Annotated in this window: 12 protein-coding genes and 1 pseudogene; 10 read left to right on the top strand and 3 right to left on the bottom strand. The window is 73.6% G+C overall.

The window, feature by feature from the left end:
• Positions 1 to 281: 281 nt before the first annotated feature.
• Complete coding sequence (locus ABZY44_RS17045; RefSeq protein ID WP_356654447.1) at positions 282 to 1,028, top strand: GntR family transcriptional regulator; 747 nt, start codon at positions 282 to 284, stop codon at positions 1,026 to 1,028.
• On the opposite strand, the gene ABZY44_RS17040 is transcribed toward ABZY44_RS17045, so the two are convergent.
• Positions 1,025 to 1,930: a reductase gene (locus ABZY44_RS17040; protein WP_356654445.1), complete on the bottom strand. Its 906-nt coding sequence runs from the start codon at positions 1,928 to 1,930 to the stop codon at positions 1,025 to 1,027. The two genes, ABZY44_RS17045 and ABZY44_RS17040, sit on opposite strands and share 4 nt — an antisense overlap.
• A 71-nt stretch (positions 1,931 to 2,001) precedes the next feature.
• Between ABZY44_RS17040 and ABZY44_RS17035 the strand changes: the two genes are divergently transcribed.
• Entirely contained in the window at positions 2,002 to 3,000 is a 999-nt protein-coding gene (locus ABZY44_RS17035) for a LysR family transcriptional regulator (protein WP_356654443.1), read from the top strand.
• Positions 2,997 to 4,547: a hypothetical protein gene (locus ABZY44_RS17030; RefSeq protein WP_356654441.1), complete on the top strand. Its 1,551-nt coding sequence runs from the start codon at positions 2,997 to 2,999 to the stop codon at positions 4,545 to 4,547. The genes ABZY44_RS17035 and ABZY44_RS17030 overlap by 4 nt, the downstream gene beginning before the upstream one ends.
• A 74-nt stretch (positions 4,548 to 4,621) precedes the next feature.
• Here the strand turns inward: ABZY44_RS17030 and ABZY44_RS17025 are convergent, their stop codons facing one another.
• The gene (locus ABZY44_RS17025; RefSeq protein WP_356654439.1) at positions 4,622 to 5,314 is read right to left on the bottom strand and encodes a hypothetical protein; all 693 of its coding nucleotides are present in this window, start codon (positions 5,312 to 5,314) and stop codon (positions 4,622 to 4,624) included.
• Positions 5,315 to 5,625: 311 nt separating this feature from the next.
• On the opposite strand from ABZY44_RS17025, the gene ABZY44_RS17020 reads away from it, so the two are divergent.
• From ABZY44_RS17020 to ABZY44_RS16990, 7 genes are all read left to right on the top strand, one after another.
• Positions 5,626 to 6,480: a CoA transferase subunit A gene (locus ABZY44_RS17020; RefSeq protein WP_356654437.1), complete on the top strand. Its 855-nt coding sequence runs from the start codon at positions 5,626 to 5,628 to the stop codon at positions 6,478 to 6,480.
• Between the two features lies 1 nt (position 6,481).
• The gene (locus tag ABZY44_RS17015; protein ID WP_356654435.1) at positions 6,482 to 7,126 is read left to right on the top strand and encodes a CoA transferase subunit B; all 645 of its coding nucleotides are present in this window, start codon (positions 6,482 to 6,484) and stop codon (positions 7,124 to 7,126) included.
• A gap of 171 nt (positions 7,127 to 7,297) precedes the next feature.
• Positions 7,298 to 8,875, top strand: coding sequence for a PHB depolymerase family esterase (locus ABZY44_RS17010; protein WP_356654433.1), 1,578 nt, complete (start codon positions 7,298 to 7,300; stop codon positions 8,873 to 8,875).
• 214 nt (positions 8,876 to 9,089) lie between these two features.
• A complete protein-coding gene (locus ABZY44_RS17005) occupies positions 9,090 to 10,568 on the top strand; it encodes a tannase/feruloyl esterase family alpha/beta hydrolase (RefSeq protein ID WP_356654431.1) in 1,479 nt (492 codons plus the stop codon).
• 260 nt (positions 10,569 to 10,828) lie between these two features.
• The gene (locus ABZY44_RS17000) at positions 10,829 to 11,596 is read left to right on the top strand and encodes a 3-hydroxybutyrate dehydrogenase (protein WP_356654429.1); all 768 of its coding nucleotides are present in this window, start codon (positions 10,829 to 10,831) and stop codon (positions 11,594 to 11,596) included.
• Positions 11,597 to 11,770: 174 nt separating this feature from the next.
• Complete coding sequence (locus ABZY44_RS16995) at positions 11,771 to 12,403, top strand: NAD(P)H-dependent oxidoreductase (RefSeq protein WP_356654503.1); 633 nt, start codon at positions 11,771 to 11,773, stop codon at positions 12,401 to 12,403.
• An 82-nt stretch (positions 12,404 to 12,485) separates the two neighbouring features.
• On the top strand, positions 12,486 to 13,931 hold the full coding sequence (locus tag ABZY44_RS16990) for a glyceraldehyde-3-phosphate dehydrogenase (RefSeq protein WP_356654427.1): 1,446 nt from the start codon (positions 12,486 to 12,488) through the stop codon (positions 13,929 to 13,931).
• A 250-nt stretch (positions 13,932 to 14,181) separates the two neighbouring features.
• Here the strand turns inward: ABZY44_RS16990 and ABZY44_RS16985 are convergent.
• Positions 14,182 to 15,531, bottom strand: a pseudogene (locus ABZY44_RS16985) (CoA transferase); the annotation flags it as partial.
• Positions 15,532 to 15,699: the final 168 nt, after the last annotated feature.

Here is a 15,699-nt window from a genome sequence, read left to right as displayed (position 1 = left end):
GGAACTGTGACGGGGGGTCTACTTGTCTGAACAAGTTGACCCCAGTTCGCCCTGGGTCCCTGTACGCACGGTGAACAGCGACCGTCTCTTGGTCCACGTCTCGACGAAGACCGGAAATGGCCGGATGCGCACGTGACAGGAGACCGACATGATGATCTTCATCGCGGGTCCCGGGGTGGCGGCCAGAATGGCCGCCGGCGCACCGCGCAGACGACGAGACGACGAAGACGGCGAGGACGGCGCGCACACGTCCACGGCAGGGGGCACGGAAGAGCATGGCCATGGCTACGGTGCGGTATCTGGAGATCGCCGGGGCGCTGCGCCGGTCCATCCTCTCGGGCGAATACCCCGTAGGCGCCCGACTGCCCTCGGAGAGCGATCTGGCCGCGCGGTGGTCGGCCTCGCGCGGGACCATCCGCCAGGCCGTGGCCACCCTCGCCGCCGAGGGGCTGATCGGATCCCGGCAGGGCGCCCGCCGGATCGTCCTGCGCCACGAGCGCAAGCACAGCTTCGGCGAGCTCAACAGCTTCGCCCAGTGGGCGGAGGGCGTGGGCCACCGGGCCACGAGCCGCTTCCTGTCGCGCACCCTCCGCCCGGCCACGGCCGAGGAGGCGGAGCGCCTCGCGCTGCCGCCCGGTACCGGAATCCTGGCCGTCCTGCGGCTGCGGCTGCTCGACGGGGAGCCGACGATGGTCGAGCGGACCGCGTACGCCGACTGGGTCGCGGCGGCGGTCGAGGCGATGCCCCAGGACTGCCGGTCGGTGATGGACCGCCTGGCCGACGGTTCCGGGATCGTCGCCCATTACGGCGAGCACCTCATCGACGCGCTCGCGGCCGGCAGCGAGGACGCGCGGCTGCTCGAAATCCGGCGCGGCAGCCCGCTTTTGCGCCAAAGACACGTCTCCGCGACCCGGACGGGCCGCCCGATCGAGTGGTCCGACGACCGTTACCGGCCCGGCAGCGTCACCTTCAGTGTGAGCAACTCGGCAGTAGCAACGCCCTTGGAACGGAGGGCCGGAGACCGCTAGTGCCGCGCCCGGTCACCACCCTGGTGCCGCGGCGCCCCCGTCAGCGGGGGGCGATGCCGGGCCGGGTCGGCGCGCAGCACCGCGGCGGTCTCCCCGATGGCCTCCGGCAGCCAGTCCGTGAGCCTGCCGAAGCCGAAGCCGAGGGCGGTTGCCCGGCCGTTGTCCATCGCGTAGGCGCGGTCGAAGGAGAACGGCGAGGCGTCGTCCGCCCCGGGGCCGACGGTCCGGTAGAGCGGCGCCCGCCCGAGCCGCTCGCCGACGGCCGCTCCCAGCCCGAGGACGTCCAGCTCTCCGTGGGAGGCGGCGTTCACCGGCCCGGTGAACTCCTGCTCCCCGGCCCAGTGCAGGAACCGGGCGATCTCGTGGTGGTGGATGAAGGAGGTGGGGTAAGGGGCCTCGTGCACGGCCACCGGGGTCCCGGCCCCGATCCGCTCCGTGTAGTGCGCGAGGCGGCCGGTGAACTCCGCCCGGCCGCCGCCGAGTACGTGCGCGGTGCGGACGGCGACCACGCCGAAGGCGGACTCCCCTCCGAGGACGGCTTCGGCCTGCCGCTTGCCCTCGGCGTAGTCGAGCGCCTCGGAGGTGGGCGGAGCCGGGTCGTAGACCTCCATCGTCGAGGTCATCACGTACCGCCCGGTCCGGCCGGCGAAGACGCGGCGGGCGAGCCGCGCCTGTCGGGGCGTGTAGCAGACCTGGTCGAAGACCACGTCGAAAGAGCGCTCCCCCAGCGCCGCGAGCAGCCCCGCCTCGTCGTCGCGGTCGGCCACCAGGTGGGCGACGCCCCGGGGCGGGATGCCGGAGCCACGGTTGAGGACGGTCACCTCGTTCCCGGTTTCCCGCTCGAGGGCGACCAGGCCCTTGCCGAAGTAGCGGCTGCCGCCGATGACCAGAATCTTCTTCATGCGCAGGACTCTGCCGCTGTACGGTCACCAGCGGAACTACCGGAACACTGAACGGGTCGTAAGGGAAACTGATGATAGATGTGCAGCGGCTGCGCGTCCTGCGCGCCGTGGCCGAGCACGGCAGCTTCAACAAGGCCGCCGGAGCGCTGCTCCTGACGCCCTCCGCAGTCTCCCAGCACATCGCCGCGCTCGAGCGCGGCCTCGGCCACCGCGTCGCGGTGCGCAGTTCGCGCGGGGTGACGCTCACCGAGCCGGGCCGGCTGCTCGTGGAGGCGGCGGAGACGATATCCGCCGAGCTCGACCAGGTCCGCCACGCGATCGACCGGATCACCGCGGAGCGGCCCCGCCTACGGGTCGCCACTTTCGTGAGCGGGGGACGGCACCTGCTGCCGCGCGCGTTCACGCGGTTCGTCGCCGCGCATCCGGAGGTGGAACTGACCGTACTGGAGGCCGAACCGGAGGACGCGCTGGCGATGGTGCGCCGTGGCGCGGCCGATCTCGCGCTGACCTATCACTTCGACGGGCCGCTGCCGCTGGGGCCGGGGGCAGCACTCGACTGGCTGCCGCTGATGGACGACCCGCTGTCGCTGGTCCTGCCCCGCGGCCACCCCTTCGCGGACCGCACGTCCGTGGCCCTCGCCGAACTCGCCGACGACCGCTGGGTGCTGGGCTGCCTCAAGACGGAGGCCTACCTGCGCCGGTATGCGGATCGGGCCGGTTTCGCCCTGCGGGTGGCCGCCTCCACCACGGACTACTTCTTCGCTCAGGCCCTCGTCGCGGCCGGCGTCGGCGTCGCGCTGATCCCGCACGTCTCGGTGGTGCCGACGGACGCGGGCACGGGTCCGGGAACGGGTTCGGGAACGGGTCCGGGAACGAGTTCGGGAACGGCGCCCGGTGCCGGCAGCGGTACGACGACCGGGGGCGCCGTCGAGGCGCTCGCCGTCGCGGTGGTAGGCGTCCAACCACCGCGTCCCGCCCGGCACATCGGGGTGGTGACGCCACGCCGGCGCCGCCCGGATCCGTACGCGCAGGCGCTGGCCGAAGCACTGACCGGGGTGGTGGCGCAGTGAACCACCTGCTCGGCGGACTCGCCACCAATCCGGCGCTCACACCCGAACTCAGGTCCCTCCTCGTCTCGTTGGCCGTGGCGAGCGCGGACGAGGCCCTCGCCGACGCGCTGACCGAGCGGACGGACCTCACGGTCGCCCAGGCCATCGCACTGGCGGCGTCCGACGGGGGCGCCGCCCGGGGGCTCGCCGCGAACGGCCTGCTGCCCGCCGCCGAGATCGACCCGGCGGCCCGGCCCGAAGTGGCGCTCGCCCTGCTCGACCGGGGCGACGGGCCCGCGGAGTGGGCCCGGTTCCTGGCCGCCCATCCGGACCACGAGATCCGGTGGCAGCTGGCGTCCTGCTCCACGCTGCCGCTCGACGCGGCCCTGGCACTGGCGGCCGACGTGGACGTCCAGGTGGTTGCGGAGCTGGCCCTGTGGACCACCCACCCGGTGGTCGCGGGCCGCCTCGCGGCGCACCCCCACGCCGAGGTCCGCAGCGCGGCCGCCGCGAACAGGGCGACGCCGGCGGCCGCCTTGTCGGCGCTGCTCACGGGCGAGGGGCTCGCCGCCGCGGACTCCTGCCTGGTGTGCGAGCGCGAGGAGATCCCGTTCACCCACGATCCGTACTGTCGGCGCACCGACTGCGCGTTGGTCGGGGGCGCCGCGTGCGCGGGCGGCCACGAGTCCACCGTGCTCGACATGTACTACCGGGCGCTGGACAACCCCGCGACTCCGGTGGAGGCGGCGCTCACGCTCGTCGACCACCCCTCGACGCTGGTCCGCAGGGCACTGGCCGAACGGATCGACCTGCCCGAGGAGTCGTACGAGCTGCTGGCCGAGGACCCTCTCGGGAGCATCCGGTTGGCGGTGGCCGGGAATCCCGCCATCGGCGAGCGGCTGATCCGCCGACTGGCCGCCACGGCCGAGGGCGACCTCCACGCACTGCGCTCCCTCGCACGCCATCCCCTGCTGCCTCTCGACGTACTGATACCGATGGCGGAGCGCAACCGGATGGGGCCGGGGCCGCTCCCCCGGATCCGCGCCGCCACACCGGACGAGCTCGCGGAGCTGACCGCCTCCGCGCGACCGGGCGTACGGATGCTCGTGGCGCAACGGCGCGACCTCCCGGCCCACTTGCGCGATGTCCTGGCCGACGACCCGGACGCGTCCGTGGCCAAGGCCGTCGCCTCGCACCCGGGCCTTTCCGAGGAGCGGCTGCGCGCGATGGTCGCACGGTACGGCGTACAGGTCCTCGCGCAAGTGGCGGCCAACCCGGACACCCCACCGGCCCTGCTGGAGGACCTGGCCCGGCACGATCCGCCGGTGCGGCGGGCGTTCCGCGAGGTCGCGGCACATCCGAACGCCACGGAGGCCGCGCTCCTGCCCTGCCTTCGCGATCCCAAGGCCCAGGCCCACGCCGCGCGTCACCCCGCACTGTCCCCACCGGTGCTCGTGGACCTGCTCACCCACGCGTCCCCGGACGTGGCCGAGGCCGCGGCCGCCAACCCCTCGCTCCCCCGGGCGGCGATGGAGGAGCTCGTCGCGCGAGGACGCAGACGCGTCTGAGCGGGTAAGTGGGTAAGTGGGCGGTGCGGGACCCATCGGCCACCGCGTCGGTACGGAGGACCGCTCCGGCCCGGTCAGGGTGCCGAGGTCAGCGCGGCGTCCGCGGCGACGGGGGGCGCGCCCCGCGTGAACGTGACGGGAATGCCGCCCGATGCCTCCTCCAGCCTCGCCCTGAATTCCGGTGACCTGGCACCTTCTTGACTGGTCGTCACTTCGAGTACGGCGCCGCGTTCGCCGGAGACGCCGTAGAGCGGGAAGTCCGCCTCCAGGCCGATGAGGCGGACTGCGGCGGCGTCGAGGACCTGCCGGGAGTACCGGCTGAGGTACAGGTCGGCGCGGGCCGGGTCCGCATCCGGATCCGCCGCGTGCGCGGCCGCCACGAGGAGCCGGCCGCGCGCGAGGTCGGTGACGCAGAGGGCCACGCGGCCCGCCGGTTGGTCGGTGATCTGCGTGGAGTAGACGTCGGCGAAGGCGTGGCGCCCCTGCTCGCCGATGGCCTGGGAAAGCCGCGCGCCCTCGGGGGTGTTGACCGGTGCGCCGTCGATGGGCGTCGGCGCCGCATGCGGTTCGGCGGGGTCGTAGGCGGGGCACGGCGACGGGGACGAGAACCGGATCTCGCCCGCGGACCCGACCTGGCCGCGCTGCACCGCGTTGCCGCAGCCGACGAGCAGGACGGCGGTCCCCAGGGCCACGGTGGCGGCCACCGCCACCGCCCTGTCGACGCTCGCGTTCACCACGCCCAGGCCTCGAGTGGCGGTTCGGTGCATCTTCGGTCCCCCTCGCGTTCCGGTGCCGGAGCCGGCGCGGCTGGGACGCACGCGCCCGCCGACCGGTTCCCCGCTCGCCCTCCGGCCCGGCACCAGGGACGTCCGGCAGGTCTTCCCGGTCCGTCCCGGCCACACAGTCGGGCGGTCCGGTGTGTACGCGGCCGCCATGGCCGGGGCGGGTCCGCGGTTCCTAGGGTCGGTCGGGTCGGCCCGACCGCACACCGGTCGGGCCGAGGCCGCCGGACCGGACGACGGCGACGGGGGACGGCGACGGCGAACGCGAAGGCGAAGGCCTAGGTGAAGGAGGACCTGTGACGGGGCTGGACAAGGAGGTCGCGAGTGCGGCCGAGGCGGTGGCGGACGTCCACGCGGGGGCCTCACTGGCGGTGGGGGGTTTCGGACTGTGCGGGGTGCCGGGCGTGTTGATCGGCGCGCTCCTGGAGCACGAGGGCGCGGACGCCCTGGAGGTGGTCTCCAACAACTGCGGGGTGGACGACTGGGGCCTCGGACTGCTGCTGCGCGCGGGCAGGATCGCCCGGATGACCAGCTCCTACGTCGGCGAGAACAAGGAGTTCGCCCGGCAGTACCTGAGCGGTGAGCTGGAGGTGGAACTGGTCCCGCAGGGCACGCTCGCGGAACGGCTGCGGGCCGGCGGCGCGGGCATCCCGGCGTTCTACACGCCGGCCGGGGCCGGTACGCAGGTCGCGGAGGGCGGGCTGCCGTGGCGGTACCGGGCCGACGGGGGCGTCGCGGTGGCCTCGCCGCCCAAGGAACTGCGGAGCTGGGGCGACCGGGAGTACCTCTTGGAGGAGGGCATCACCACCGATTTCGCCCTGGTCCGGGCGGCGGCCGGAGACCGGCACGGCAACCTCGTCTTCCATTCCTCGGCACGCAACTTCAATCCCCTGGCCGCGATGGCCGGACGGATCACGATCGCGGAGGTGGAGGAACTGGTCGAGCCGGGCGAACTGGACCCGGACGCCGTCCACCTGCCCGGCGTGTTCGTCCAGCGGGTGCTGCGCGTGCACCCAGGTGATCCGGCGGCCGAGCGGCGCGTCGAGCGCCGTACCGTCCGCCGCGACGGCGCTGACCGCACCGATCACGCCGACCGCAGTGACCGCACCGACCGCACCGTACGTTCGGCCGACCACGAAAGCGGCGTGTGACATGGCCCTTACGCGTGAACAGATGGCGGCCCGCGCCGCGCGCGAGCTGCGGGACGGTACGTACGTGAACCTGGGGATCGGGCTGCCGACCCTCGTCCCCAACCACCTCCCGCCGGGGGTCGAGGTGGTGCTCCAGTCGGAGAACGGAATCCTCGGCGTGGGCCCGTACCCGTCGGCCGAGGACGTGGACCCGGACCTGATCAACGCGGGCAAGGAGACGGTCACGGTGGTGCCGGGGGCCTCGTTCTTCGACTCGGCGCTGTCCTTCGGGATGATCCGCGGCGGACACGTCGACGCCGCCGTCCTGGGCGCGATGCAGGTGTCCGCCTCGGGGGACCTGGCCAATTGGATGATCCCCGGCAAGATGGTCAAGGGGATGGGCGGCGCGATGGACCTGGTGCACGGTGCGCGCCGGGTGGTCGTGCTGATGGAACACACCGCGAAGGACGGCACGCCCAAGCTCGTGGAGCGGTGCTCGCTCCCCCTGACCGGGCGGTCCGTCGTCCAGCGCGTGATCACCGACCTCGCGGTCGTCGACATCACCCCCGACGGGTTCCTGCTGAGCGAACTCGCCCCCGGGGTCGGTCTGGAGGAGGTGCGCACGGCGACGGGGGCCGCGCTGACGGTGGCCGCCGGGCTCGTTTAGCAGCGGGCCAGGGGCCCCCGCAACCCCTGTGGACCGGTCAAGCGGTGGCTGGATTGTGTCGGTCCGTGCCATGCCGCCGCGGACCGGGCCACTTCTACGGTGACGGACACCGCGGGCCTCGGACAGAGGCCGCAGACCCGCGGACCACCCACGTCACCTCGAGGAGCCGCCATGTCCGCGCGCCGCCCCACGTCGTCCGGTTCGCCGTCCGGATCACTGTCCGGATCGCCGCCGGGATCCCCGCCCCGATCGCGGTACGGACCCCCGGCCATCGCACGGCTGCTCGCGCAGGGTCCCGTACGAAGCCTCGTACGGGGACTCGCGCTCGTACTGCTGGCCGCCGGTGGCGTCCTGGCCGGGCCTCTCGCCCCGGCCGGTGCGGCCGTCGCCCTCCAGCAGATCGGCGATTTCGGCGCCAATCCGGGGCAGCTGACCATGTACGCGTACCGCCCGGCCTCCCTTCCGGCCCACCCGCCCGTGGTGGTGGCGCTGCACGGCTGCACGCAGAACGCCCGGACCTACGCGGACAACTCCGGACTGCCCGAACTCGCCGACCGCAGGGGCTTCGTCCTGGTCTTCGCGGAGACCACGTCCGCGAACAACCCCAACAAGTGCTTCAACTGGTTCCAGACGACCGACAACCGGCGCGGCCAGGGAGAGGCCGCCTCCATCCGGCAGATGGTCGCCTACGCCGCGTCCGCCTACTCCACCGACCCGGCCCGCACCTTCGTCACGGGCCTGTCCGCCGGGGGCGCCATGACCTCGGTGATGCTGGCGGCCTACCCGGACGTGTTCGCCGCCGGGGCGGTGGTGGCCGGACTGCCCTACGACTGCACGAAGGACACCGGTCCCTACGCCTGCATGAGCCCCGGCGTGGACAAGAGCCCGGCCGCCTGGGCACAGCTGGTGCGCGACGCGTTCCCGGCCTGGAGCGGCCCCTGGCCACGGATGGCGATCTGGCACGGGGACGCGGACACCACCGTCGCCCCGCGCAACGCCGACGAACTGCGCGACCAGTGGACCGCGTTGCACGGTCTGGCGCAGACGCCCGACCGCACCTCGGTCATCGGCCCCGACGCCACCCGGCACGAGGAGTACCTCGCCGGGAACGGCACGGTGGCCGTCGAGGTGGACCGGGTACCCGGCATCGGGCACGGCACCCCCGTCGACCCCGGCGCCGGCCCCGAACAGTGCGGTCGCACCGGTGCCCCGTACTTCCTCGCCTCGATCTGCTCCAGCCACTGGATCTCGGGGTTCTTCGGTCTGAACGGCTCCGGCCCGGGTCCCGGACCCGGGCCGGGCGATCTGCCCGCGCCCACCGGCCTGGCGTCCACCGGGGTCACCGACACCAGCGTCACGCTCACCTGGAACCAGGTGGCGGACGCGTCTGGCTACGAGGTCTTCCGCGACGGAACCCGGGTCGCCACCCCGGCCGTGCCCCCGTACACGGACACGGGCCTCGCCCCGGGTACGAGCCACGCCTACGCGGTGGCGGCCCGCAACGCATCGGGGACCGCGGGCACCCGCTCCGGCCCGGTCACGGCGAGCACGACGGGCGCGGCCGCGGTGTGCTGGACGGGAGCGAACAACTACCAGCAGGTGCAGGCAGGAAGGGCCACCACCGACGGGGGCTCCGTGTACGCCAAGGGCTCCCACCAGAACATGGGCCTCTACAACGTCTTCGTCACCCACACCCTGAAGGAGGTACCCACCGGCTACTTCGTCATCGCCGACGCCGGCTGCCCCTGAGCCCCGCGTCCTTGAGCCCCGTGCCCCGTGCCCCGGAGCGCCGTGCCCTGCACCCGTGTCCCGGCCCGCGTGTCCCGGCGCACGCGCGCCCGCCATGGCTCCCGTCCCCACCGGGGCGGCCTCGATCATGGCGGGCGCAGCCGTGTCGACGCCGGCGCACCCGCCCGTAGCCTCCGGGCCAGTCCCCCGTACGCCCGCCCCCTGGAGGCTCCCGATGCCATCCGCCGTCCGTTCCACCACGACCAAGCAACCGGCCACGGCGGTCACTGCGGTCACTGCGGCCGTCGCCGCCGTGACCGCCGTGACCGCGGCCCTGCTGACGCTCACCGCACCCCCTGCCCGCGCCGCCGACACCGGAACCAGCACCAGCACCAGCACCAGCGAATCGCACTGCGGCCGCCGAGCACAGCTCCACGTACCGGGAGCAGAGCGCCAACAGGCTGACTGCCTCGACGAGTTGACGACCGCCGGGACCACTCTCTCCGGGCACACCGATCCCGCCGACTGGGCCGGCCTCACCCCCAAGGACCTGGCCGTCCCCACGGGCGTCCCGGGAATCCAGATCGACGGCTACTTCCCCGACACCTCGGGCTCCAACACCAACCACGGCTGGAACCACGACGCGCAGTTCGTCATCCGGCTCCCCGACCACTGGAACGGCGGGCTCGTCGTCGCCGGATCCCCGGGCGTGCGCGAGCAGTACGCCAACGACCGCGCCATCGGCGACTGGGTGCTCTCGCGCGGCTATGCCTTCGCCGCCACCGACAAGGGCAACACCGGGGCCGCCTTCCACCGCGACGGCCGGACGCCCGGTGACGCCGTCGCCGAGTGGAACACCCGGGTCACCCAGCTCACCCGGGCCGCCCGCGCGGTCGTCGCGCAGCGCTACCACCGGCCGCCGTCGCGCACCCTGGCGACCGGCATGTCCAACGGCGGGTACCTCGTGCGCTGGCAGTTGGAGAACCATCCGGAGCTGTACGACGGCGGGGTGGACTGGGAGGGCACGCTGTGGCGGGCGGACGGCCCGAACCTGCTCACCTTCCTGCCCCCGGCGCTGGCCGCCTACCCCGTGTACGCGGCCGGCGGACCGGGAGCCGAACAGGCCCACGCGGCCATGACCGCCGCCGGCTTCCCCGCCGGTTCGGAGTTCCTGTGGCCCTTCCACCACAGCTACTACTGGGACCTCACCCAGCGGATCTACCGCGAGGAGCTCGATCCGGACTTCGACGGCCCGACCGAGGCCGGCACGCCCTTCTGCCGGCCCGGCATCCCCGGCGCCCCCGCCTGCGACGCGGACTACGCCTACGCCGACCGCCCCGTAGCGGTCCGCGATGCCGTCGCGAAGATCGCGCTCACCGGGCGGATCGGCAAACCGCTGGTCACCCTGCACGGCACCCTCGACGTGCTGCTCCCCATCTCGAAGGACTCGGACGTCTACGCCGAGATGGTCCGGCAGGCGGGCCGGGGCGCCCTGCTGCGCTACTACCGCATCGAGGGCGGCACCCACGTGGACTCGCTGGTCGACGCCTTCCCCGACCGGCTGCGTCCTCTCACGCCCTGCCACCGTGCCGCCTTCGCCGCGCTGGAGGACTGGATCGGCCGCGGCGTGCGCCCCCCGCTCGGCCACACGGTCCCCCGGGATCCCGCCGCCGACCCGGCGACCCTGCTGACCAACTGCCCGCTCGGCGCCTGACGGCCGACCACCGATGGCGCACGGCGGGACGGCCGACACCCGGTCGGCCGACCGGGCGAGCCGGGCGACCAGGCGACGACCACCGGACGCCGGCCCCGGATCCGGCCCCGGATGCGGCGCCCCGGACCCGGATACGGATGCGGCGCCCCGGACCCAGGCCACGGCCGCCGGGCGCATGGCGTCAGCCTCCATACGGACGGGCGCGAGTATGGGCCGGGACACCGTGGGCGCCGTCCCGGCCCCTCCCTACGCTTCGAGCCATGACGAGCGAATCTCCTTCCCTTCCGCACCTGCGGGGGCGCGTCGCCCTGGTGACGGGCGGCGCCAGCGGTATCGGCCGGGCCTGCGCCGTGGCCCTGGCCGAGGCCGGGGCCACCGTGCACGTGGTCGACCTCGACGAGAGGGCGGCCAAGGCCGTGGCCGCCCTCGTGGGCGGCCACGCCCACGTCGCCGACCTGGCCGATCCCGCCGTCATCGGCGGGCTGCCCGCCGCCGTCGACATCCTGGTCAACAGCGCCGGGCTCCAGCACGTCGCCCCGATCACGGAGTTCCCGCCCGAGCGCTTCGCCCTGATCCAGCAGGTGATGGTCACCGCCCCCTTCCTCCTGCTGCGCCACGTGCTGCCGCACATGTACGCCGCCGGCTGGGGCCGGGTGGTCAACATCTCCAGCGTCCACGGGCTGCGCGCCAGCGCGTACAAGTCGGCCTACGTCGCCGCCAAGCACGGGCTGGAGGGGCTCAGCAAGGTCACGGCGCTCGAGGCCGCCCCGTACGGGGTCACCAGCAACTGCATCAGCCCCGGCTACGTCCGCACCCCGCTGGTCGAGGGGCAGATACGGGACCAGGCCGCCGCACACGGCATCGGCGAGGATGACGTGCTCTCCGAGGTGCTGCTGACCCGGTCGCCGATCAAGCGGCTGATCGAACCCGAGGAGGTCGCGGCGGCCGCCGTCTGGCTGTGCGGCCCGCACACCGGCTACGTCACCGGCTCCTCCCTCCCCCTGGACGGCGGCTGGGGCGCCAACTGACCCCGTCCGGGTGACAGCCCGTGCGCCACGGCGCGGGGTCGCGCCGCAGCTCACGTACGGCCGCGTACGGTCCCGCACGTGACCGATGCGAGCAACGCGAACGCGAACCGATCGAGCGGCCGGACCGCCCCGGCCGACCCGGACAACCTGAACATCACCACCGGACCCGGCGCCCTGCGGGTCTTCGTCCTCGCGGGGTCCTCCCGCGAGGACTCCGTGAACACGCGGCTGGCCTCCCTCGTCGCCGCCCAGGTCGAGCGGTCGGGCGCCGTCGTGGACCTGGCCCGGATCGGCGATTTCGCCATGCCCTCGTACGACGGCGACGCCGAGGCGGCCGACGGTCCGCCCGTCGGCGCGGCCACGCTGCGTGAGCGGCTGCTCGCCGCGCAGGCCCTGGTCATCGCCTCGCCCGAGTACAACGCCTCCGTGCCCGGCGTCCTGAAGAACGCCGTCGACTGGGTCTCCCGGTTCCGGCCGCAGCCCTTCAAGGACAAGCAGACGCTGCTGGTGTCCGCCTCCCCGTCGATGATCGGCGGGAACCGCGGCCTCTGGGCGCTGCGCGTCCCCCTGGAACACCTGGGGGCCCGGGTGTACCCGGACATGTTCAGCCTCGCCAGCGCGCACACCGCCTTCGGCGACCAGGGTGACCTGCACGATGCCGGCCTGAGGGAGCGCCTGGCGAACACGGTCGACTCCTTCCTGGCCCTCGCCGAGGCCGATACCCGCTACCTGTGCCTGCAGCGCCGCTGGTACGAGTTCCTCGGCGACGAGAGCAGCGCTCCCGTGACCCAGCGCGCGGAGGGCTGACCGCCTCCTCAGGGGGCGCTTGAAGGCGCGACACGGGCGCGGGTTAGCATATGAGCGCCGCCTAGCTCGAAAGATAATTCCTGTGACTGTCAATGACGACTCGTTCACCAATTGGAAGAACCGCGAGGAGATCGCGGAGTCGATGATCCCGATCATCGGGAAGCTGCACCGGGAGCAGGACGTCACCGTCCTCCTCCACAGCCGCTCCTTGGTGAACAAGTCCGTGGTCAGCATTCTCAAGACCCACCGGTTCGCCCGCCAGATCGCCGGTGAGGAGCTCTCGGTCACCGAGACGCTGCCGTTCCTGCAGGCGCTCACCACGCTGGACCTCGGTCCCTCGCAGATCGACATCGGTCTGCTCGCCGCGACCTACGCGGCCGACGACCGCGGCCTGTCGGTGGCGGAGTTCACCGCCGGGGCCGTCGCGGGTGCCACGGGGGCCAACAAGATCGAGCGCGGCTCCTCGCGCGATGTCGTCCTCTACGGGTTCGGCCGCATCGGCCGCCTCGTCGCCCGCCTGCTGATCGAGAAGGCCGGTTCCGGCAACGGTCTGCGCCTGCGCGCGATCGTCGTCCGCGGGGGTGGCGAGCAGGACCTGGTCAAGCGCGCCTCGCTGCTGCGCCGCGACTCCATCCACGGCCAGTTCCAGGGCACGATCACCGTGGACGAGGCGACCAGCACCATCGTCGCCAACGGCAACGAGATCAAGGTCATCTACGCCAACGACCCCTCCGAGGTCGACTACACGGCGTACGGCATCAAGGACGCCATCCTCATCGACAACACCGGCAAGTGGCGCGACCGCGAGGGGCTGTCCAAGCACCTGCGCCCCGGTGTCGAAAAGGTCGTCCTGACCGCTCCGGGCAAGGGCGACGTCCCGAACATCGTGCACGGCGTCAATCACGACACGATCAAGCCGGACGAGCAGATCCTGTCCTGCGCCTCCTGCACCACCAACGCGATCGTCCCGCCGCTGAAGGCGATGGCGGACGAGTACGGCGTCCTGCGCGGCCACGTGGAGACGGTCCACTCGTTCACCAACGACCAGAACCTGCTGGACAACTACCACAGCGCCGACCGCCGCGGCCGTTCCGCGCCGCTCAACATGGTCATGACGGAGACCGGCGCCGCCTCGGCCGTCGCGAAGGCGCTGCCCGACCTCAAGGCCCCGATCAGCGGCAGCTCGATCCGCGTCCCGGTACCGGACGTCTCGATCGCCATCCTCAGCCTGCGCCTGGGCCGCGAGACCAACCGCGACGAGGTCCTCGACTACCTCCGCGAGGTCTCGCTGACCTCGCCGATGCGCCGCCAGATCGACTTCACCACCGCCCCCGACGCGGTCTCGAGCGACTTCATCGGCTCGCGCCACGCCTCGATCGTCGACGCCGGCGCCACCAAGGTCGACGGCGACAACGCGATCCTCTACCTCTGGTACGACAACGAGTTCGGCTACTCCTGCCAGGTGGTCCGGGTCGTCCAGCACGTCTCCGGCGTGGAATACCCGACCTACCCGGCCCCGGCGGCCTGATCCCCGCCCGGACCCGTACGTCAGCGTGCCCCCGAACGGCCACCGGTCGCTCGGGGGCACGCGGCGTTGTGCGGACGTTCCGTTCGGGGGCGGCCGACGCCGCGGCGAGCCGGGTGCGCGCGCGGACACCGCGTGCGCGGCGGACCCGGCTGTGCATGCCCGCGACGGTCTTGACCCCCACGCAGCCCCCGGGCCGCCCGCCGGTTCGCGGCTCGCAGACGGACGGGGTCGGCCCGGCGCTGCGCGGGGGTCAGAGCCATCTGGGGCGGTCGGTCCCCCACCGGGAGGGTCCGTGCTGCCACTCCCCGCCCGCGAGCGGGGACGCCGCGTACCGCAGCGTCCCGTATCCCGATGCGGTCTCGCGCAGCCAGGGTTCCGGCGCGTACGAGGGACCGGCCCCGGCCGCCCCGTCGGCCCCCGGCACGTCACGGACCAGCCACGACGCCGTTCCGGCGAGGGAGAACCGCAGCGCCCTCCCGCCGCCCTGTGCGAGGGCCCGCAGGACACCGGCCGCCATCAGGTACCCCGTCGCGTGGTCCAGGGCCTGTGCCGGCAGCACCCCGGGGGCCCGCCCGTCGCCGTAAGCCGCGGCGATCCCGTACCCCGCCTGCACGAGCGAGTCGAACCCCCTGCGGTCCGACCAGGGCCCCCGCCACCCCCACGCGCACAGCTGCGCCACCACCAGCCCCGGGCGCTTCGCGAGCAGTTCGTCCGCTCCCAGGCCGTACCGTTCCAGCGCTCCGGGCCGGTACCCCGTCACCACGACGTCCGCCGCGTCGAGGAGCCCCTCGAAAACGGCCCGGTCCGCCGCGCCCCCCAGGTCGAGCAGCGCCGACCGCTTGCCGAACCCGGTGTCCGCGTACGCGTCCCCTGACTCCTCGAGGCCCGGAGAGTCGACGCGCAGCACGTCCGCGCCCAACAGCCCGAGCGTCCGCGTGGCCACGGGCCCGGCGATGACCCGGGTCAGGTCCAGCACCCGCACCCCGGCCATCGGCCCCGCACCCCCGCCCTCGACCGGCGCCCCCACCGGCATCGGCGTCCACGCCGAGGGGCCGTCCGCTTCCGCCCGACTCGCTTGTCTCCACCAGCGGTTGTGGGGCTCCGTACGAGTCCGCCACGGCCACCGCGAGCCCGCCGTGCGCGTACACCGCTTCCTGTACGTCCACCGCCGACCGACGGGAGATCGCCTCGGCCACGCCCTCCGGCGTCCCGGCCGCCAGGACCCGTACCAGCGCGGCCTCGTGGTGCGGGTAGTTCGCGTGCGTCCGCACCCATCCGTCGGACGCCCGCCAGAAGCCGGACAGCGGGGCGAAGACCACCGGCACCCGTCCGTCCACCCGCAGGTGCCGCTCGCTGACGAACGCCGTTGCCACGGCCCCCTCGTCGACCACCAGCGGGGCCACGTCGTCCGCCCCGTGCCCGGCCCGTACGGCGGCCAGCTCCGCCGCGGCCAGCGCGCACGCGCCCACGGCGGCCCGTGCGAGTTCCCGGACGGGCAGCGGCCCGTCCCCCAGTCCACTCGTACCCCGGTAGGCGACGCGGCCCACCAGCTCCCCGGCCCCGCCCAGCGCGGCCCAGGCCTGCGCGGTCCCACCGTCATGACGCGTCATGGCACCCATTCTCGCGCCCGGCGGCGGCTGTCGCGGGCGCGCGGCGGCGGGTGGACGACCGGGGACGCCCGACCGGCCCCGGGACGGGCGTCCCCGATCGGGCGATGTGTCGATCCAGGGCGTCTCGTATTCGCCCTTCAGGCGTTACACGACCCGGA

This window comes from Streptomyces sp. NPDC006544 (assembly GCF_040611715.1).
GTDB lineage: Bacteria > Actinomycetota > Actinomycetes > Streptomycetales > Streptomycetaceae > Streptomyces.
This window is presented reverse-complemented; position numbering and strand designations above follow the sequence as displayed.

Bases quoted from the DNA above. Each gene is read 5' to 3' on its own strand.
- ABZY44_RS17000 (WP_356654429.1), top strand. From the start codon at position 10,829: ATGACGAGCGAATCTCCTTCCCTTCCGCACCTGCGGGGGCGCGTCGCC.
- ABZY44_RS17035 (WP_356654443.1), top strand. From the start codon at position 2,002: ATGATAGATGTGCAGCGGCTGCGCGTCCTGCGCGCCGTGGCCGAGCAC.
- ABZY44_RS17025 (WP_356654439.1), bottom strand. From the start codon at position 5,314: ATGCACCGAACCGCCACTCGAGGCCTGGGCGTGGTGAACGCGAGCGTC.
- ABZY44_RS17045 (WP_356654447.1), top strand. From the start codon at position 282: ATGGCTACGGTGCGGTATCTGGAGATCGCCGGGGCGCTGCGCCGGTCC.
- ABZY44_RS17040 (WP_356654445.1), bottom strand. From the start codon at position 1,930: ATGAAGAAGATTCTGGTCATCGGCGGCAGCCGCTACTTCGGCAAGGGC.
- ABZY44_RS17015 (WP_356654435.1), top strand. From the start codon at position 6,482: ATGGCCCTTACGCGTGAACAGATGGCGGCCCGCGCCGCGCGCGAGCTG.
- ABZY44_RS17005 (WP_356654431.1), top strand. From the start codon at position 9,090: ATGCCATCCGCCGTCCGTTCCACCACGACCAAGCAACCGGCCACGGCG.
- ABZY44_RS17010 (WP_356654433.1), top strand. From the start codon at position 7,298: ATGTCCGCGCGCCGCCCCACGTCGTCCGGTTCGCCGTCCGGATCACTG.